This window comes from Arthrobacter alpinus (assembly GCF_900105965.1).
GTDB classification, from domain to species: domain Bacteria; phylum Actinomycetota; class Actinomycetes; order Actinomycetales; family Micrococcaceae; genus Specibacter; species Specibacter alpinus.
In genome coordinates, this window is sequence record NZ_FNTV01000001.1 from 946,693 (window position 1) to 965,613 (window position 18,921).

15 protein-coding genes and 3 pseudogenes are annotated in these 18,921 nt (G+C 60.0%); 8 read left to right on the forward strand and 10 right to left on the reverse strand.

From position 1 onward, the window contains the following. Positions 1 to 117: 117 nt before the first annotated feature. The gene (locus tag BLV41_RS21560; protein ID WP_139244424.1) at positions 118 to 285 is read right to left on the reverse strand and encodes a MerR family transcriptional regulator; all 168 of its coding nucleotides are present in this window, start codon (positions 283 to 285) and stop codon (positions 118 to 120) included. A gap of 177 nt (positions 286 to 462) precedes the next feature. Between BLV41_RS21560 and BLV41_RS22980 the strand changes: the two are divergent. The 3 genes and pseudogenes from BLV41_RS22980 to BLV41_RS04385 form a co-directional block, all read left to right on the forward strand. After that, positions 463 to 636 (forward strand): annotated as a pseudogene (locus BLV41_RS22980) (helix-turn-helix domain-containing protein); the annotation flags it as partial. A gap of 45 nt (positions 637 to 681) precedes the next feature. Next, entirely contained in the window at positions 682 to 990 is a 309-nt protein-coding gene (locus BLV41_RS22385) for a hypothetical protein (RefSeq protein WP_244516729.1), read from the forward strand. Next, positions 978 to 2,060 (forward strand): tyrosine-type recombinase/integrase, encoded by a 1,083-nt coding sequence (locus BLV41_RS04385; protein WP_074710755.1) that lies wholly within the window; start codon positions 978 to 980, stop codon positions 2,058 to 2,060. Before BLV41_RS22385 ends, BLV41_RS04385 begins: the two co-directional genes overlap by 13 nt. A gap of 118 nt (positions 2,061 to 2,178) precedes the next feature. Here BLV41_RS04385 and glnA read toward each other — a convergent pair whose 3' ends face one another. Continuing rightward, positions 2,179 to 3,603: a type I glutamate--ammonia ligase gene (gene glnA, locus BLV41_RS04390; protein ID WP_044570990.1), complete on the reverse strand. Its 1,425-nt coding sequence runs from the start codon at positions 3,601 to 3,603 to the stop codon at positions 2,179 to 2,181. Between the two features lie 178 nt (positions 3,604 to 3,781). On the opposite strand from glnA, the gene BLV41_RS04395 reads away from it, so the two are divergent. Beyond that, complete coding sequence (locus BLV41_RS04395) at positions 3,782 to 4,219, forward strand: RDD family protein (RefSeq protein ID WP_044570993.1); 438 nt, start codon at positions 3,782 to 3,784, stop codon at positions 4,217 to 4,219. 109 nt (positions 4,220 to 4,328) lie between these two features. Here BLV41_RS04395 and BLV41_RS04400 read toward each other — a convergent pair whose 3' ends face one another. The 3 genes from BLV41_RS04400 to lipB are packed head-to-tail and all read right to left on the reverse strand — an operon-like array spanning position 4,329 to position 6,837. Beyond that, complete coding sequence (locus tag BLV41_RS04400; protein ID WP_074710756.1) at positions 4,329 to 5,099, reverse strand: DUF4191 domain-containing protein; 771 nt, start codon at positions 5,097 to 5,099, stop codon at positions 4,329 to 4,331. Between the two features lie 32 nt (positions 5,100 to 5,131). Beyond that, positions 5,132 to 6,148 carry a lipoyl synthase gene (gene lipA / locus BLV41_RS04405; RefSeq protein WP_074710757.1) on the reverse strand — a complete coding sequence of 339 codons (1,017 nt, stop codon included), beginning with the start codon at positions 6,146 to 6,148 and terminating at the stop codon, positions 5,132 to 5,134. Further along, the gene (gene lipB / locus BLV41_RS04410) at positions 6,145 to 6,837 is read right to left on the reverse strand and encodes a lipoyl(octanoyl) transferase LipB (protein ID WP_280138575.1); all 693 of its coding nucleotides are present in this window, start codon (positions 6,835 to 6,837) and stop codon (positions 6,145 to 6,147) included. The genes lipA and lipB overlap by 4 nt, the downstream gene beginning before the upstream one ends. 103 nt (positions 6,838 to 6,940) lie before the next feature. Here lipB and BLV41_RS04415 point away from each other — a divergent pair, with 103 nt between their 5' ends. Next, positions 6,941 to 8,662 (forward strand): serine/threonine protein kinase, encoded by a 1,722-nt coding sequence (locus BLV41_RS04415; RefSeq protein ID WP_074710759.1) that lies wholly within the window; start codon positions 6,941 to 6,943, stop codon positions 8,660 to 8,662. A gap of 95 nt (positions 8,663 to 8,757) precedes the next feature. On the opposite strand, the gene BLV41_RS04420 is transcribed toward BLV41_RS04415, so the two are convergent. From BLV41_RS04420 to BLV41_RS04440, 5 genes and pseudogenes are all read right to left on the reverse strand, one after another. Continuing rightward, positions 8,758 to 9,186: an OsmC family peroxiredoxin gene (locus tag BLV41_RS04420; RefSeq protein ID WP_074710760.1), complete on the reverse strand. Its 429-nt coding sequence runs from the start codon at positions 9,184 to 9,186 to the stop codon at positions 8,758 to 8,760. A 214-nt stretch (positions 9,187 to 9,400) separates the two neighbouring features. Beyond that, a complete protein-coding gene (locus tag BLV41_RS04425; RefSeq protein ID WP_074710761.1) occupies positions 9,401 to 9,751 on the reverse strand; it encodes a hypothetical protein in 351 nt (116 codons plus the stop codon). 157 nt (positions 9,752 to 9,908) lie between these two features. Continuing rightward, positions 9,909 to 11,621 carry a 2-oxoglutarate dehydrogenase, E2 component, dihydrolipoamide succinyltransferase gene (sucB, locus tag BLV41_RS04430; protein ID WP_074710762.1) on the reverse strand — a complete coding sequence of 571 codons (1,713 nt, stop codon included), beginning with the start codon at positions 11,619 to 11,621 and terminating at the stop codon, positions 9,909 to 9,911. Between the two features lie 141 nt (positions 11,622 to 11,762). Continuing rightward, positions 11,763 to 13,145: a dihydrolipoyl dehydrogenase gene (lpdA, locus tag BLV41_RS04435; protein ID WP_074710763.1), complete on the reverse strand. Its 1,383-nt coding sequence runs from the start codon at positions 13,143 to 13,145 to the stop codon at positions 11,763 to 11,765. A 262-nt stretch (positions 13,146 to 13,407) separates the two neighbouring features. Continuing rightward, positions 13,408 to 14,885: pseudogene (locus tag BLV41_RS04440) on the reverse strand (leucyl aminopeptidase). A gap of 226 nt (positions 14,886 to 15,111) precedes the next feature. Between BLV41_RS04440 and BLV41_RS04445 the strand changes: the two are divergent. The 3 genes and pseudogenes from BLV41_RS04445 (at position 15,112) to BLV41_RS04455 (ending at position 18,880) form a co-directional block, all read left to right on the forward strand. Further along, positions 15,112 to 16,053, forward strand: a complete 942-nt coding sequence (locus tag BLV41_RS04445) for a proteasome assembly chaperone family protein (RefSeq protein ID WP_074710764.1) — start codon at positions 15,112 to 15,114, stop codon at positions 16,051 to 16,053. A gap of 44 nt (positions 16,054 to 16,097) precedes the next feature. Then, a pseudogene (locus BLV41_RS04450) lies at positions 16,098 to 17,455 on the forward strand (MFS transporter). 156 nt (positions 17,456 to 17,611) lie between these two features. Beyond that, on the forward strand, positions 17,612 to 18,880 hold the full coding sequence (locus tag BLV41_RS04455) for a DUF4192 domain-containing protein (RefSeq protein WP_074710765.1): 1,269 nt from the start codon (positions 17,612 to 17,614) through the stop codon (positions 18,878 to 18,880). Positions 18,881 to 18,921: the final 41 nt, after the last annotated feature.

An 18,921-nucleotide genomic window follows, 5' to 3' on the forward strand; every position in this document is an offset into this window, starting at 1 on the left:
CTGATTTTGTGACGGTCTGAGCGATGCTGTGAGAGGTGGCGCTCGGGCCGTTTTTTATTGTTTGGATCTTGATAATTGCGGGTGAAGCAAGACTTTGATTCGTGGGACTGAACTTCACTATTTGCTGACCGAATCAAACGCTGCGTTGACCCAGTCGATTACATCCTGCTCCCGGTACATCACGCGGCCGCCAATTAGCGCTGATTTCGGCCCCTTGCTCCCTAAGTGCCTGTAGAACCTGAGCGTCGCTAGCGGGATTCGGGTCATCTTTGAAACCTCATCCATCGTCTTCAAGAATGTGCTTGTCTCCACGACCAGCCCTTTCGTAGTGTGTTGGTGCCTTACAAAATGTAACAGTAGGGCATGGATTCGATGAATGTCAACACGTATTGTGTGGAGGTCTTACGGCATGTGTGAAATGATGGGGAAATGAAGATACCTACAGACGCCCATTTCGGAGCTATGGTCCAGCAATATCGTGAAACCAGGGGCTGGTCCATGACAGAGTTTGCAGGCAAGCTCCGGGATGCGGGACTGTCAAACTTTCATCCAACTACCGTGAGTCGCGTTGAGCGTGGTGAGCGGCCGGCGAAACTGGGGGAGGCGTCTGTAATAGCGCAAGTGCTAGGGGCCGCGCTGGATGACTTGGTGGACGTTCCGATGGAGCCATGGGAGATGCTAATGGCTGAACTTCTAGAGTATGGCGAGAGGGCAGAAACTTACGCCCAGTGGTCCGCCCGTTGGGGCATTGCGAGGGAAGAATTTTCCGCCGAAGCCCTTCGCGTCGCGTCCGAACTTGAGGAAATGGTCAATGGCAGCGCCATCCCAGATGGCAAAGTTGATGAGAGTCTGGGACTGATCGCTAAGTACAGGGAGTTGGCACCCCAAGATCGAATTCGTTTCTGGCATGATCATCTTTCCTCGCTTGACGCCGATGAGCGGGATGAGTTCTACAGGCAGAGCAAGGATGGGCGGACGTGGCCAGCGTAAAGAAGCGCCCTGATGGCAAGTGGCGTGCACGGTATAGAGACGCTATCGGGAAAGAACACGCGCAGCACTTTCGACGGAAGATAGACGCGAACGCGTGGCTGGATGAAGTTACCGCCGCAGTGGTGACGGGCACGTATATCGATCCCAAGAGGGCGAAGCTTACGGTGGGGGAATGGTGCGCTGTTTGGTTGAAGGGCTACGAAAATAACCGTCCCTCATCAGTACGCCAGGCGCGCTCACACATCAAACGCATAGAAGCGGCGTTTGGCAATAAGGTGCTGGCAGGCGTGCGGCCGTCAGAGATCAGGTCATGGACCGCCAATCTAAAAGCCGAGGGGCTGGCCGATTCCACGATCTACGCGCTGCACAGCCGCTTGTCTCACATCTTCTCCGACGCGGTTCACGACGGGCTGCTGCCCAAATCACCATTGAGCCGACGCACATCACCGCCCATGGGAAAGCAGCGTCCCTACGTTGCCACCACCGAGCAAGTCTGGGCGCTCTACGACGCCATGGATGCATGGACGAAGCCGGGCATCCTCTTGGGTGCGTTCGCCGGCCTGCGTGTTGCTGAAGCGGTTGCACTCAGGGCCAAAGACATTGATTTCATGCGCGGGGTCATTTCACCCGCCATCCAGTACCCGGATGACCCTCTCAAGTCCGAAACTTCGAAGACGCCAATTCCCATCCCGCGTGAGCTCGCCGTTGAGCTCAACCGGAACCCTTCCATCCTTGGATCCGAAACGATTGTCGCCGCCGAGCATGGTCGGACTATGGCGCCGTACACGTTCGAAACAAGGTTCCGAGACGCCAGGGCAACCATTGAAGGTCTGCCAGATGGTTTCCGCTTCCATGACCTGCGGCACTACTTCGCATCGCTGCTGATCTCTGAAGGGTTGGACGTCAAGGTTGTCCAGGCTCGATTGAGACATGCGTCAGCCAAGACCACGCTGGACACTTACAGTCACATGTGGCCCGATAAGGACGAAGCCTCGAGGACCGCAGTTGCCGGCGTCCTCGCCGCCCGGAAAAAGTCGCTCAGCGGACAGGAAAAGAAGTCCGGCTCATAAGTTTTTGGGCAGACACAAAGATGGGCCGGAACGCCATGTTCCGGCCCATCTTTGTGTCTCAAGGTTTTACTCTTGCGGACTGCTTGCGGACTAAACCCTGTTTAGCCGCATGTTCTAGCTAGCAGCCGTAGTAGAGCTCGAACTCGTAAGGGTTCGGGCGCAGCGAGAGCGGCTTGATCTCGTATTCGCGCTTGTACTCGATCCAAGTGTCGATCAAGTCCTGAGTGAAGACGCCACCGGCCTGGAGGAACTCGTTGTCGTTCTCCAAGGCAATCAAGGCCGCTTCCAGTGACTCCGGAGCCTTGGGGATGTCCTTGGCTTCTTCCGGGGGCAGCTCGTACAGGTCCTTGTCGATGGGAGCCGGGGGTTCGATCCGGTTCTTGATTCCATCAAGGCCAGCCATCAGCTGAGCCGAGAAGGCCAGGTACGGGTTGGAGGACGGGTCCGGTGCGCGGAACTCGAGGCGCTTGGCCTTCGGGTTGGAACCGGTGATCGGGATACGGATACCGGCAGAGCGGTTGCCCTGCGAGTAAACCATGTTCACGGGGGCTTCGAAGCCCTTGACCAGGCGACGGTAGGAGTTCACCGTCGGGTTGGTGAATGCCAATACAGCGGAGGAGTGCTTGAGCAGGCCGCCAATGTACCAGCGAGCCAAGTCGGACAGGCCGGCGTAGCCCTTCTCGTCGTAGAACAACGGGGTGCCGTTGCTCCACAGCGACTGGTGGCAGTGCATGCCGGAGCCGTTGTCGCCGAAAACAGGCTTCGGCATGAAGGTGACCGACTTGCCTGCGGCCCAGGCGGTGTTCTTGATGACGTACTTGAACTTCTGCAGGTCATCAGCCGAGTGAACCAAGGTGTTGAACTTGTAGTTGATCTCAGCCTGGCCGGCGGCGCCAACTTCGTGGTGCGAACGCTCAACCTCAAGGCCGGCGGCATCCAGTTCAATGCACATGGCATCGCGCAGGTCTGCCTGGTGGTCAATGGGGGCTACGGGGAAGTAACCGCCCTTGACGGGAGTCTTGTAACCCAAGTTGCCGCCAACTTCTTCGCGGCCAGTGTTCCAGTTGGCCTCTTCGGAGTCGATCTTGTAGAACGATCCCTGTGGTGAGGACTCGTACTGAACGTTGTCGAAAACAAAGAACTCGGCTTCTGCACCGAAGAATGCGGTGTCGGCAATGCCGGTGGAGGCCAAGTATGCCTCAGCCTTTTCGGCTACGCCACGCGGGTCGCGGTGGTACGGATCGCCCGTGCGCGGGTTGACGATGGAGAAGTTCAGGGCAAGGGTTTTTTCCTTGCGGAAGGTGTCAACGAATGCCGTGGTGGGGTCCGGAATCAGCTGCATGTCTGATTCGGCGATTCCCTGGAAGCCGCGGATGGAGGAACCATCGAAGAGCTGGCCATTGACGAAGAAGTCAAGGTCTACAGTCTTGGCAGGCACATTGAAGTGCTGCTGGACTCCGGGCAGGTCGGTGAAACGAATATCGACGAACTTAACATCTTCGTCCTTGATGAACTGGAGTACTTCTTCCGCGTTCTTGAACATCTACGCTCCTCGGCGCTATGGGGATTGGCCGCCTGGGTGCGGCCATGGTGCCTGTGCAACTGTGACCAGCCTAGATCGAGCCCGTTACTTGATCGTGTCCGAATTGTTTCGGGCAGGTTACAAGACTTCCAAACCTAGCGAAGTTCGGGCTTTGCTGCCGCGACGGTAGGCTGGAGGGGTGGTAGATCGTAAAGACATAAGCTCATGGCTCGCTGGGCCGGACACATCCAATATATCCAAATTTCCGGGGGCTCGGTTGGGTCTTCCGGAATCCGGCCGAGGTTCCATGGCCAGGGCAGGCCGGCGAATTCTGGCATTGTGCATCGACTGGGGCTTGTCGTATTTGATTGCGATTGCCTTTTTTGACAGCAATCCCAATGCCATTCTGGCCATCTTTGCCGCCGAACAAATGCTCCTGGTCGGAACACTCGGATTCAGTGTGGGGCATAGGATCATGGGCATTCAAGTGACAAGGCTCGACGGCGGCCCTGCAGGCCTGCTGGCAGGGGTTGTTCGGGCCCTGCTCGTGTGTCTGGTGATTCCGGCAATTATCATTGACGCCGACCACCGGGGCCTCCATGACAAGGCCATGAAAACCATTCTCGTACGCCGCTAAGAAAATCTCCGACCCGGGCGTGTCCCAAGGGTCTTAGGCATTAAAGGTGTTGGGCCCGGCAGAAATCCTGCCGGGCCCAACATCTTTCTCAAAAAACTTCTTGAACGACTTAGCGTCCGCGGGCTGCCTTGCGGTCGGGGCGGGCCTTGTTCGGATCAATGCCCTTGGGGATGGGCAGTTTGTTGCCGAGGGAAGCAATGCGCTTGTTGACAGTGCTGACCTCAACCTTTGTCAGTTCGCCCTTGAGCTTGTTCATCTTCTTCGTGACCTTGGCAATCGAGGTCTGGCCCTCGCCCTTGCCGGTCTCGATGACGGTGATGGTGACGTTGGGCAGAATCCGGGACAGGCGGCGTCGTTCCGCATCCACCAGGCTCTTCACACGAGCGGAAGGACCTTCGGTGACCAACACAATGCCTGGCTTGCCGATGGCGCGGAAAACCACGTCCTGTGTGCGCGGGTTAACGGCAGCCGGCTGCTCGTCAAAGATCCAACCGCGCTTGAGGGAGCTCAAGGCGGCTCCGGCCGCGCCTGGCTTCCCTTCAATCTGAGAGTAGGCGGCCCGTTCGGCGCGGCGCGACATGATCAGCAACGCACCCAAAACACCAAGCGGGATGCCGACGAGCAAACCGGTGATCCAGTTGCCGGGGGAAACCAGCAAGGTCACCACCAGGGAAACCAGGATCAGCCCGAGGAAGGCGCCAAGCATGAGCCACGTGATCAAGGGATCGTGGCGGCGGGTCATCTTGAAGATGTCCACCATTTGCTTGATGCGGCTGGGCTTCTTAACCTTGTTCGGCTTGCCAGCTTTCGGCTTGCGGGAAAAGAGGGAACGCTTGGGTTCGTCAGCGTTGCTGGGTGCAGTGTCAGTGGTTTTGGCCATAGTAAGTCAATTCTAGCGGGTTTTGGAAGAAATTATGGTGCAGCGATCAGGGAGGCGGCTTCCTGGCGGGTATGACCGGAATCTTCGATGCCTTCGGCGATGTGCGCGAGGTGTTCGGGGATGTCGCGACCCTTTTTCCGCATGGCCGTGGCCCACAAACGCCCCGCCCGGTAGGAGGAACGCACCAACGGCCCACTCATGACACCCAGGAACCCCATCTCCTCAGCCTCGGCCGAGAGCTCAAGGAATTCCTGCGGCTTCACCCAACGATCCACCGGCAGGTGCCGCTCGGAAGGACGCAGGTACTGGGTGATCGTGATCAGATCCGTCCCGGCGTCATGGAGATCCTGCAGCGCCTGAGAGATTTCCTCCCGGGTCTCACCCATGCCCAGGATCAGGTTGGACTTCGTCACCATCCCATGATCACGACCCTGGCTAATCACATCCAGGGAACGCTCATACCGGAACGCGGGACGGATCCGCTTGAAAATCCTTGGCACCGTCTCCACATTGTGTGCGAACACCTCGGGCTTGGACTCACAGATCGCCGTAATGTGCTCGGGCTTGCCGGAGAAATCAGGGATCAACAACTCCACCCCCGTGTTCGGGTTCAGTTCGTGAATCTTCCGCACCGTCTCGGCGTACAACCAGACACCCTCATCGGCCAGGTCGTCACGGGCCACCCCCGTCACCGTGGCATAGCGCAGGTTCATCTTCACCACGGACCGGGCGACCTTCGTGGGCTCGAACCGGTCAATCGGGGACGGCTTGCCCGTGTCGATCTGGCAGAAGTCACAGCGCCGCGTGCATTCGGAGCCACCGATGAGGAATGTCGCCTCACGGTCTTCCCAGCACTCAAAAATATTCGGGCAGCCGGCCTCTTCACACACGGTGTGCAGGCCCTGGCCCTTGACCAGGTTCTTCATCGCGATGAACTCCGGGCCCATCTCGACCTTGGCCTTCATCCACTCCGGCTTACGCTCAACCGGAACAGCAGCATTACGCTGCTCAATACGCAGCAACTTACGTCCCTCGGGTGCCAACGTCATGAAAAAACTCCTTCGCCCGGGGCTGCCTGAACGTCGGCGACAAGGGGCGCCAGGATTCGGGCGGTAGCGGCCTGAACCAAGGGTGCCATGTCCTTCGGTGTGGTTTGCAGGCCGGTTTCAGCCTGCAAGGTGGTGGTGCCCGCATCTTGAATGCCGCAGGCGATGATTTGTGCGTACGGGGCCAGGCTGTTGTTCACGTTGATTGCAATCCCATGCATGGTCACACCCTCGTGAACACGGATGCCAATGGCGGCAATCTTTCGATCGGGGCCCTTGGCGTCGGCCAGCAGCCAGATGCCGGCGCGGCCCTCAACGCGTACGCCATCAACGCCGTAGTGCGCAAGAACGTCAATGATGATCTCCTCCAACGCATGGACATAGGCCCTGATGCCGCGGATATCAGCGAGGTGCACAATCGGGTACATGACCAGTTGGCCCGGTCCGTGCCACGTGAGCTTCCCGCCGCGGTCAACGTTGACCACAGGTGTTCCGTCAAAGGGGCGTTCGTGATCTTCTGTGCGTTTGCCAGCTGTGTACACGGCAGCGTGCTCCAGCAACAAAACAGTATTGGGGGCATCGCCGGCAACAACGGAAGCGTGAATTGCCCGCTGCTGATCCCAGGCGGTGACGTAGTCGATGAAATTAGGCTCAAATCCGAGCTCGGAGAACTGAACACTCATAGCTGTCACTTTAGGGGATGATGCTTTTTCGCCTAAATCCGAAATTGATGTGTCGAACCCATCCTGTGGATAACTTCGAGCGGAAACGTGAGAAAAGTACTACTACTGGATTATGGACATTTTCAGCCAGGCAGGGCGTGCCTATGAGCCGCCAGAAATCGCCGGCCACGATCCCTTGCGTTGCTTGGGCTCAGGCGCCCAGGGGCAGGTATGGCTCATGGCCGCGCAAAATAGTTCCAGGGTTGTCGCGGCAAAGTTCTTGCGGCCCACTTCCACTCCGGCTGGTGGGGATGGCGAGGCGGACCCGCTTCGTCATAATGAGAGCCTCATCACGCAAGAGTGGCGGCTGTTGACGCAATTCCATCACGAGCACCTCATTCCTCTTTATGAAGTGGTGCGCGATATTCGGGGCGCCTTTGTCTTGCTCATGGAGTACGCCGCGGGAGGTTCCTTGGCACAGATTGTTCAGGCCAAGGGCCCGATGACAGTGGGCGAGACCGTCACCGTGTTGACTCCGCTTGGCCAGGTGCTCTCCTACTTGCACGGGCGGGGCGCCGTGCACGGTGACGTATCACCGGGCAATATCTTGCTCAGCGCTGCGGGCAAGCCATATCTCTCCGATTTTGGCTTTGGGCGAATGCTGGGCCAACCCCAAGGCCGGATGGCGGGGACACCGGGTTTCTACTGCCAGCTCGACACTGAGCGAAATGATGCCTCCGATGTATATGCTTTGGCCGCCGTCGGCTGGTTTTTGTTGACGGGCCGGCCCGCCCCACCCACGCGCGAAAGGCTTCCCCTGGGGACTTTTGTTCCCGAAGCGCCCGCCGAACTGGTTGCCGCGCTCGAAGCTGGGCTGCAGGAGGATTCACATCAACGGCCAACGGCGTCCGCCTTTGCCCAGGCCGTCTTTCGTAGCGCCCGGGCCGAGCCGGTTGCCCTGGGAAATGCTGTTCATCCGAGCGTTTTGCCGGAGTTGGCAACGAGGCGAGATGTGAAGGTGGCTCAGGCGGGGAAGGGCGCGTCAGGGAAGCTCCAACGCGTGGCCAAGAAGATCCTGAGCCCGAAACGTGGTCGGATGCGGATGCGGATGCGGATGCGGGGGCGGCGCCGGGGGAGTCACACGGAGCCAGCAGTCAATCGGATAAGGCGCCGCGGGCCGGTGTGGGCCAGCGAGGATGGAGTTGTTCAACGCTCGCGCCCACATGTTAAGCGCAGAATTATTGCGGCCTCAGGGGTGGCCGCGATTGCCCTGGGGGCGGCCCTGATGATGACCGTCAATGGATCGTGGGGAGCTCTTGGTGCCCATAACGCCCCACAGCAGCCTAAGGAGAAGGCTGAGGTCGTGGAGGACGTCGGCATCCCCTGGGCCGCAGCGTTGCCGCAGGACATCAGGACGGGGCTTCTCGCCCATGACCCTGTGGCGGCGTTGCGGGCTTTGTCATGGACACGTGCTTATGCCCTTTCCAATGCCGATCCGGTGCTGCTGGAAAAGATCAATGCCCCAAATTCGGTAGCTGCGGAAGCAGACAGGGGAGTCGGCAACGAACTTGAGAAGTTGGGGCACACTTTTACCGGGCTCGAGATCAGCGTGTCCAATGAGAGCACCGATTTCGCGAAAGACCCGCGAACCGGGGGAGATAGCGGCAGCGCCCATGATCCCCTCGTGGCCACGGTCAGGGCAACCGTTACCACCAGTGCCTTTGCTGAACAAGACGAGGCAGGGGCCGTAGTTTATCACCAGTCAGCGGCTCAGACGCAGGAATTGGCCATTGTCCTGATCCGGGTGGAGCAGAGGTGGACGATTCAAGAAGTCCTCGCCGTGGGGGCGCAGTAGCTCAAAGCAGCGGCTCGAAGCACTGTGGGTGGCAGCCGCCATTGCGACTGCCACCCACAGTGAGGACAAGCTTGGGGACAATGTGTCCGGTTGCGCTAGGCCTCGAGTGTTGCCTCAAGCGTAATGTTGATTGCGGCCAGGGCGCCCGATACGGGGCAGCCTGTCTTGGCGCCGTTGGCGATGGCGTCAAATTCCTCCTGGCTGATGCCGGGGATCTTTGCCACCAGAGTCAGGTGGCTGCCGGTGATGCCGGTGCCGGGAACGAACGTGACAGCCGCGCTGGTGTTCACGTACTCCGCCGCGTGGCCGGCACTGCTGAGCTCGTTGGAGAACGCCATGGCGAAGCATGAAGAGTGAGCGGCAGCGATCAGCTCTTCGGGGCTTGTTTTGCCTTCGGACGCTTCGGTGCGTGCCTTCCAAGTGACATCATAAGTTCCCAGTTCCGAGCTGTCCAAGGTTACCTGACCGGCACCTGTGGGAAGGTCGCCGACCCAGCGTGCGTGGGCGTTACGTGTTGCAGCCATTTTCACTCCTTTGAAGAAACAAATACTTGTTCGATGCCACATCTAGTCTTGGCATTCACCACAACCTTATGCGGTAGCGGGCCGCGATGCGTTGCGGTGACACATGGTGGACGGGTGGCGCCAAACGCAAATCGGCGCTTGTGCGGCTTGCGGGCGATTAGAGAACCGCCCACAAGCCGCAAAAGCGCCGATAAACACGCAAAGCGCAGTTATGTTAGACCCAGAAAACTGCCACGGCAATGTTGATGAAGGCCATGCCACCCACGGCGTGGGCCAAGCCCTTGGAGACGTCCTGGTTGTTCTTGACCTTGCGGCGGCCAATGAAGGCTGCAACGGCAATAACCAGGGCGATGATCAGCTTGACGCCAATCTTGGCGTGGTTGACATCTCCGTCGCCCATTTCAGCCAGGCCCACCAGCAACAGGCCGGTGATGATCTGGGTCAGCGCACCAATCCACTGCCACTGGCTAACAGTGGGCGTCTTGAAGGCGGCGAGCCAGCCGCCGACGATCGCGGCCGCACCGAGGATATGCAAAAAAACGAGCACTAAGCGTAAAAAGTCCATGGTGAAAGCATAGGCAACTTGGTGACACAGTGTCTATCAAGGCCTGCCTTATGTGGGAAACATGACACACCGGGACCTCAGCACAGTTAACGACGGCGGCCCGTGACTTGAAATATCAAGTCACGGGCCGCCGTCGTTCATTCCCAGGGAATGGGTGTTACAGGCCCAGATCAGCCTCGAACGCGCCATCTTCCAGGCGGGCCTTCAAGGTCTGCAGGAAGCGGCCGGCGTCCGCGCCGTCCACCAGGCGGTGGTCGTACGTCAGGCACAGGTACATCATGTGACGGATGGCGATGGTGTCATCGCCGTCTGCGTCAGCAACAACCACTGCGCGCTTGACGATCGCGCCGGTGCCAAGGATGGCAACGTTGGGCTGGTTGATGATGGGGGTGTCGAACAGGGCGCCAACGGAGCCGATGTTCGTGATGGAGAACGTGCCGCCGGACAGCTCGTCCGGACCGATCTTGCCGCTGCGGGTGCGTGAGGCAACATCGGCAATCTTGCCGGCCAGACCGGCAAGATTCAGGTCTCCTGCGTTGGATATGACGGGAACCAGCAGGCCCTTGTCGGTGTCCACGGCAATCGCCAGGTGCTCGGCGTTGTGGTAGGTGATCTGCTGAGTTTCCTCGTTGTATTCACCGTTGACCGAGGGGTGCACCTTGAGCGCTTCGGTGACAGCCTTTGCAATGAAAGGCAGGTAGGTCAGCTTGGTGCCGTTGGTGGCCTGGAACTGGTTCTTGGCCTTGGTGCGCAGCTTGACGATGCGCGTCATGTCGATCTCGTGCACCTGCGTGAGCTGCGTGGACGCTTCCAGCGACTCGCGCATGCGGCGGGCGATGACCTGGCGGATGCGTGGAGCCTTGACCGTGGTGCCGCGCAATGAAGACGGTACGACGGCGGAGGCAGCCTTGGCAGCCGGGGCGGCGGCAGCGGCGGGGGCCGGAGCTGCAGCGGCCTTGGCGGCCTCGGCTGCTGCGACAACGTCCTGCTTGCGGATGCGTCCGCCAACACCGGTACCGGTGACGGAGGTGATGTCAACGCCGTGCTGGTTGGCAAGCTTGCGCACCAACGGGGTCACGTAGTTGGACTCGGCGCCAGCAGCTGCAACGGGAGCTGCCGGAGCCACGGCGGGAGCAGCAACAGGTGCCGTTGCGGCAGCCGGTGCCGGAGTGGCAACAACAGGTGCAGCAGGGGCTGCAACAGGAGCCGGAGCAGCTGCGGGAGCTGCAGCCGGGGCGGGAGCGGCTGCGGGTGCCGGAGCGGGGGCCGCAGCGGCGGAGCCGATCAGTGCCAGAACGCCACCAACTTCAGCGGTCTCATCTTCCGGAACGCGGATTTCCAGCAGGACGCCAGCCACGGGGGAGGGGATCTCGGTGTCAACCTTGTCCGTGGAAACCTCGAGCAACGCCTCGTCGATCTCGATGGTGTCGCCAATGGCCTTCAGCCAGCGGGTGACGGTACCTTCGGTCACGGACTCGCCCAGAGCAGGCAAAACCACTTCGTGGGCGTCCCCTGCGGGGGCCGCTGCCGGAGCAGCCGGAGCCTCGGCCGGAGCTGCAACCGGGGCAGGAGCCTCGGCGGCGGGAGCCTCAACAGGCTCAGCTGCCGGAGCTGCAGCTGCAGGAGCATCGGCGCCAGTGCCGATGCGTGCGAGGGCTGCACCTACCTCTGCGGTCTCGTCTTCGGGTACCAAGATTTCTTCCAGGATGCCGGCAAAGGGTGACGGAATTTCGGTGTCAACCTTGTCGGTGGAAACTTCCAGCAGGGGTTCGTCAATTTCGACGCGGTCCCCGACCTGCTTGAGCCATCGCGTGACGGTACCTTCGGTGACGCTTTCACCCAAGGCGGGCAAGTTCACGGATTCAGACATTTCGTCCCCGTTCTCCTTCTAATGCGCTGCATTTCGCTGATGGTGCACTCGGGTGCATCGCCACGAAATTCCTAAAATTAAGTATGGTTTTCAGCTTAGTGCACCCGGCGCGGGCGCCGGGTGCACTAAGTGAGTTTGGTGCTAACCGTGGAGCGGGCGTCCGGCCAAGGCCATTGCCGCTTCTCCAAGAGCTTCGTTCTGGGTGGGGTGTGCGTGGATGAGGCCAGCAATGTCCTCCGGGTACGCTTCCCAGTTCACGATGAGCTGTGCTTCACCGATCTGCTCACCAATGTGGCTGCCGATCATGTGAACACCAACAACGGGGCCATCCTTTTCGCGAACGAACTTGATGATGCCGCCGGTTCCCAGGATGGCGCTCTTGCCGTTGCCAGCCAAGTTGTACTCGGTGCTTTCGACGTTTGCATCGCCAAACTTTTCCTTGGCCTGCTTCTCATTCAAACCAACGGAGGCAATCTCCGGGTCGCAGAAGGTGACCTTGGGGATGTTGATGTCTTCAACGATGACAGGGTTCATGCCGGCGATTTCCTCGGCGACGAAGATGCCCTGCTGGAAGCCGCGGTGCGCCAACTGCACGCCGGGAACAATGTCACCCACGGCGTAGATGTTGCCTACGCCGGTGTGCAGGCGATCGTTGGTGATAACGAAGCCGCGGTCAATCGTGACACCAGCTTCTTCGAAGCCCATGCCGGAGGTGGACGGGCCACGACCAACAGCTACGAGCATGAGGTCAGCCTCAAACGTCTTGCCGTCAACCAAGGTGGCCTTGACGCCGTCGTTGCTCTGCTCAACGCCTTGGAAGAACGTGCCGGTGTTGAACTTGATGCCGCGCTTGCGGAACGTGCGCTCCAGGACCTTGATGATGGAAGCATCTTCATTGGGAACCAAGGAGGCCATGCCTTCGATGATGGTCACGTCAACGCCGAAGGACTTCCATACGGAAGCGAATTCGACGCCGATGACGCCACCACCGAGCACGATGGCGCTCTTGGGCAGGGTTTCCATGGAGAGGGCTTCGTCGGAGGTGATGACCTTGCCGCCGATTTCAAGACCGGGCAGGCTGCGTGAGTATGAACCGGTGGCCAGGACAATGTTCTTGCCCGTGTAGTTCACGCCGTTCACCGTGATGGTGTTGGCTGCGGTGAGCTTGCCTTCGCCATCGATGACAGTGATGCCCTTGCCCTTGATGAGGCCCTGCAAACCCTTGTACTTGCCGGCAATGATGCCGTCCTTGTACTTGTTGACAGCTACCAGGTCAATGCCATTGAGCTGGCTGTTGACGCCGATCGACGCGCCTTCACGGGCGTGGTCGGCTACTTCTGCCGCGTGCAACAGCGCCTTGGTGGGGATGCAGCCGTTGTGAAGGCATGTGCCACCCAACTTGCCCTTCTCCACGAGACCTACGGTCATACCCAATTGGACTGCCCGCAGCGCAGCGGCGTATCCGCCACTGCCACCGCCGAGGACCAAAATATCGAATTCTTGCCCAGCTGCCTGTTCGGCCACTTAGACGCTCCCTCGCGTTCGGGTGACGCACCCATTGTTAGCGCGTCATCTCATCAATAATTGAGAGAGACATGACCATCCGGTTCGGATGGGATGCCTCTTCTAAGTCAAAGACAAATGCTTTCAGCATTCACCTTACGTCAGTTGTTCCATCCAACGCCCTCGTTGCAGTCACAGTAAAGGTGATTGTGGTCATACTCACTGTGGCGTTACTTACGGCATTTTTCCGCTACAACATCTAGCGACTTGGAACGTCCAACGCTTACACGCTGCGAGCAACTACGTCTTCGACGTACGCCACCAGCGTGCGAACGGCCATGCCTGTGCCTTGCTTGGGGTGTAGCCATAGGGCGAACCTTCGTTGAAGGCCGGTCCTGCGATGTCCAGGTGGGCCCATGGAATGGTTTCCCCATCCTTGCCCTTGCCAACGAACTCCTGCAGGAACACTGCGGCGGTCATCATGCCGCCCATGCGTTCGCCAATGTTGGCCATGTCGGCCACGGGGGAGTCCAAGGACGGGCGCAGCTCCTCCGGAAGCGGCATGGGCCAGACCAATTCGCCAGCGCGATCGGCAGCAGCCTTCAGGGCGGCACTGACGCCTTCATCACCCATGACACCTGCCGTGCGGTGCCCCAAGGCAACAACCTGGGCGCCGGTGAGCGTGGCGACATCGATGATGACGTCAGGGAATTCCTGCGATGCGGCGACGAGACCATCGGCCATGACCAAGCGGCCCTCGGCGTCGGTGTTCAATACTTCAACTGTCTTGCCGCCGAAGATTGTCAGGACATCGGACGGACGGATGGCAGTGCCCGAGGGCATGTTTTCAGCGATGCACAGCCAGCCGGTGACGTTGACAGGCAGGCCAAGTGCGGCAACGGCCAGCACCGAGTTCAGGACCGCGGCCGCTCCTGCCATGTCGCACTTCATGGTGACCATGCCGGCGCCGGGCTTGATGGAGATTCCACCTGAGTCAAAGGTGATGCCCTTGCCCACGAGTGCCAGATCGGCCACGGCGCGATCGGACTTGTACTCCAACTTCACCATGCGCGGCGGACGGGATGAGCCCTGGCCCACGCCCATGATGCCACCGTAGCCGTCCTTCAGGAGGCGCTTTTCATCCATGATGGTGACCTTGACGGGCAGGCCCTTGGCCAAGTCCTTGGCGGCTTCGGCAAAAGTGGCGGGGTAGAGCTTGCTCGGCGGCTCGTTGACCAGAGTGCGGGTTGCGTTGACGGCGTTGGAGACCACGGAAGCACGTTCCAGGGCGGCTGCAAGTTCGGGATCCTTGGCGAGGGTCGAGTGAATGGTCACCTTGGCCACGGGTTCAAGCTTGCCCTTGGTGCTGGAGTGCAGGCTGGCGTATTGGTAGGCGCCCAACGCGGAACCTTCGGCAATCGCCGCAACGTGGCTAACCGCCGTCGTTGGAACGGCAAAAAGCACGTGGCCCAGGCCGGCAAGCTGACGAATCGCCGCCCCGGCGGTGCGGCGCAGAGCTTCATCGCTGACCACGCCGTCCTTGACTGTTCCTACACCGGCAAGAACCAGGATCTTGGAACCGGTTTCGGGAAGGCCGGGGAGTCGGACTACCTGATCCGCTGCGCCGGTGACGCCCAGAGCGCTCATTGAAGCCTCGAGTGAGGCCACGGCGGTTGCGGAGAGAGGAGTGCCCAGGATTGCTGGACCGTCGCTACCCTTGCTGACTGCAATGACCAAAGCCTCTGCTGTTACCTTCGCCAGATCCGTGTTGATGACGCGGAAGCTGATGTTTTCTTTCACACTCACAGAAATATTGTCCTCACTTTGTGGTGATGTTGAACGGGTGTCGCTGCCTTCGATGGTAGTCCCAACGCCGCACGATTGCCCGCCAGCGGCCATTTGCTCGGATGGGCGGGTGCGCAGCATGGAATGATCGGAGACCTTGCGGTGTTGTGTATTCCAGAGACGCAAGTAGCTGAGGAAGATCATGAATTTCACCGAGAACGCACCTTTTCACCGCCCCGAGTCGCTCTATGCCCTCAATGAAGAGTTGTTGGCGCAGCAGGACCTTCAGGGCGTGAACATGATCATGTCCTTCACCGGATCATCCGATGCCGGCCATGTTGTCACCCAAATTTCCAACGAGCTAAAGGATCAGCTGGCGGCCGAGCCCGTGGCCGTGTTTGATATTGATCAGCTCATTGACTACCGTTCGCGCCGCCCCCGCATTACGTTCACGGTGGACCATCTCACGGATTACAAGGCGCCTTCATTGGTGTTGTACCGCATGGTTGATGCCTTGGGGACTCCCTTCCTGTATCTGCAGGGCAGTGAACCTGATCTGCAGTGGGAACGCTTCAGCCAGGCAGTTCTTTCCCTCGTTGAGCGCTTCGACGTCAACCTCGTCGCATGGGTGCATTCGGTGCCGATGCCTGTTCCGCATACCCGCCCCATCGGCGCCACGGTACACGGCAACCGGCCGGATCTGATCGAAGGCATCTCGGCGTGGAAATCAACAGTGGATATTCCTGCGGCCGTGGGGCACGTCCTGGAATTCAAGTTGACCGAGGCTGGACGAAACGTCGTTGGCTATGCCATTCACGTACCCCACTACCTGTCCGACGCCGAGTACCCGCCCGCCGCTGTTGCCGGCCTCGAGTTCTTGGGTGCCGCCGCGGCCCTGATGCTGCCCAGTGAGCGGTTGCGTGAATCCGGCCGTGCCGTGGAACGCCAGATCACCGAACAGGTGGAGGGCTCCAGTGACGTTGCAGCGGTTGTGTCCAATCTGGAAAAGCAGTATGACGAACATGCTGACGGCACTGCCCGCCGTTCGCTGCTGGCCGGGGACAATGATGAACTGCCCGACGCCGATGAGCTCGGTGCCGCGGTTGAAGCGTACCTGGCCAGCCGGGACGCAGAGCAACTCTGAGTCAGAACAACAAACGCCGAAGCAAGCTGACATAAGCTGATTGGGTGGATAGCAAACGGGCGTGGCTGGTGTGGGGTGTTGGAGTTTTTGCGTACCTGATTGCGGTGACTCACAGAACTTCCTTTGGCGTGGCAGGGCTGGTTGCCACCGACCGCTTTGATGCGACGGCATCGGCCCTTTCGGCGTTCACAGTTATTCAGTTGGTGGTCTATGCCGTCCTGCAGATTCCTGTGGGTGTCCTTGTTGACAGATTTGGCCCGCGGGTCATGATCGCAACAGGTGCGGCGCTCATGGCGGTAGGGCAATTGCAATTGGCTGCCGCGACGTCAGTTCCCGGCGGTGTGGTGGGCAGAATTTTCGTGGGTGCCGGAGACGCCATGACCTTCATTGCCGTGATTCGCCTGATTCCACTCTGGTTCCCCACCTACCGCGTTCCGGTGCTGACACAACTGACAGGTCAACTTGGCCAGTTTGGTCAGCTCATCAGTTTGGCGCCGTTTGCCTTTGTGCTCCACGCAGCAGGTTGGAGTCCCGCATTTGCCGGCCTCGCGGCCCTGGGCGTGCTGGCCTGCGTGCTCTCGGCTGCGCTGTTGCGCAATGCCCCGCCCGGCTCCGAGCGGCCCGCGGTGAAGAGCGGCATTAAGGAAACGGCCGTGGATCTGACCACGGCCTGGCTGCAGCCGGGCACCCGCCTGGGCATGTGGAGCCACTTCGCCACACAGTTCAGTGGCACGGTCTTTGTGCTCACCTGGGGCTACCCGTTCCTCGTTTCCGGACAGGGCCTGGACACGGCCACAGCCAGCGTCCTGCTCAGTCTTTTCGTGGTGGTCGGCATTATTTGCGGTCCATTCCTTGGAAGTTGGGTTGGCCGCCACCCCTGAGACGGTCCACCATGGTGCTTGCCGTGACCTTGGCTACAGCCGCTGCGTGGGCCGCCGTCATCTCCCACTCGGGACCCTCGCCCCTATGGCTGTTGGTGGTCCTGATCCTGGTCTTGGCCATTGGTGGCCCGGCCTCCATGATTGCCTTCGACTTCGCCCGAACCTTCAACCCCTCCCACCGCATTGGAACGGCCACCGGAATCGTCAATGTGGGCGGCTTTGTTGCGGCGCTGATCAGCATGTACATGATCGGGATCATCCTGGACCTGCTCAACAGTGTGGGCTTTTCCACGAACGGGCTGTACTCGCTGGACGCCTTCCGGGTGGCGTTCTCCTTCCAGTTCATAGTTCTGGGCATCGGTTTTGTTGCGGTTGCCGTAACACGCCGCAAGGTCCGCCGCGGCATGGCCGACCGTGGGGAAATGGTGCCTCCGCTTCGTGTTGTCATCGCGGACAACCGTCGCCGTCGGGCACAGTTCAAGCAGGAACAAAAGGACCGGCGCGCCGCCCGCAAGGGCTGAATAAGTCCGCGGTGACCGGTCACGACAGGCCGGGAGCAGCCCCTGCCGCAAGAAATTTTTAGTCTTCATGCGGATCTTGACCCGTGTTATCCACAGATTTGGCCTATTCGCCCAAGAGCCCTTTATTCTGCGACCTCCCAGCGGGAACCTTGGGGCATGGGAAATCAAGCAGACAAAATCAGGGTAAGCGCCGGTGAAGACCTTCTGGCATTCATTCCCCACATGGTGGGGTACTGGCCCAAGCACAGCATTGTGTGCATCGGCATGAGCGGGAAACGATTGCGGGCCACCATGCGGTTGGACCTGCCGCCGGACCACGGCCCTGATGCGCGCCACTTTGCAACGGTTGCAGCCTCACAGCTGGCCAGCGATAGCGAAGCAGACGGCTGCCTCATTGCAATTTTCGGAAGGGACGATTGGGCAGACCCCGAGAATTTTCCCCAAGCCGAGACGTTCCTGGCCCTGCGCAAGGCGTTCGCCGAGGAGGGGCTGCCCGTCAGGGACGCCTGGTACGTGGGGGACGAGCATTGGCGCAGCCTGGAATGCACCGACGCAGCGTGCTGCCCGTGGCCTGGCAAGAACAACGCGTCCATCAAGGAGAGCTTCGTCAACACGGAGTTCATCTTCCGCGGAAGCATGGTTAGAGAGAGCCCCAAGGAGCAAATTCAGGAACGCATTTCCGTCAAGGACAAAGCGTTCGCTGCAGCCGTGGTTGCTGCCGGGAATGATGTACGCAAGCCACTGGCCGAATTTGGGAGTGGAGAAAAGCAGATGGCCGCCAACCTTGGCGCATGGGACTTCAGCCTGGCCCGGTGGCCTGCAACGCCTGACGCTGACATGGCTGCATTTCTCATAGCGAGCCTGGCTGACACCACTGTGCGGGACACCGTCATAGTGGCCCTTGCGAGCACGGCCGACCATGCGTTCACAGGAGCTGCCGCGATGGGCTTGCTGGAAGCGGACACGAACCCCGTTCTGGTTCCTCGAAACTGGTACGGCGGCAGCCAATCCGCCGAATGCACCGTGGCCATCGAAGGTTACAGCGAGACGAGATACCTGAGGGCCTGCCGAGACTTTGGCAACATTTTGGTCGGCGAGATCGATGACGGCGACTCACGGATCGTGGGCCCGGATTGGAATCGTTTGGACCGGGCCCAGCCGCTGCTGGAATTCCTTGCAGCAGCCAGTTCTGGGGCGGATAAGTGCCCCGTCCTTTGCGTGCTGGGCTGGATTCAGTGGTGCAAGGGTCGTGGGACGTGGGCGGGTGAGTACTTCCAGCTGTGCCAAGAGTTTCAGCCCGGTTACCGCCTTGCGCACCTGCTGGATCAGTTGCTTGCCGTAGGTCACATCGCGGCATGCGCCAAGGACCAGAGGACAGCCTGGCACGGGCTGAGGGAGGAAACAGCGGATGATCAGGCGGCTTGACATCAAGACGGCCACTGATTGGTGGCAAAGGGCAGAAAAAC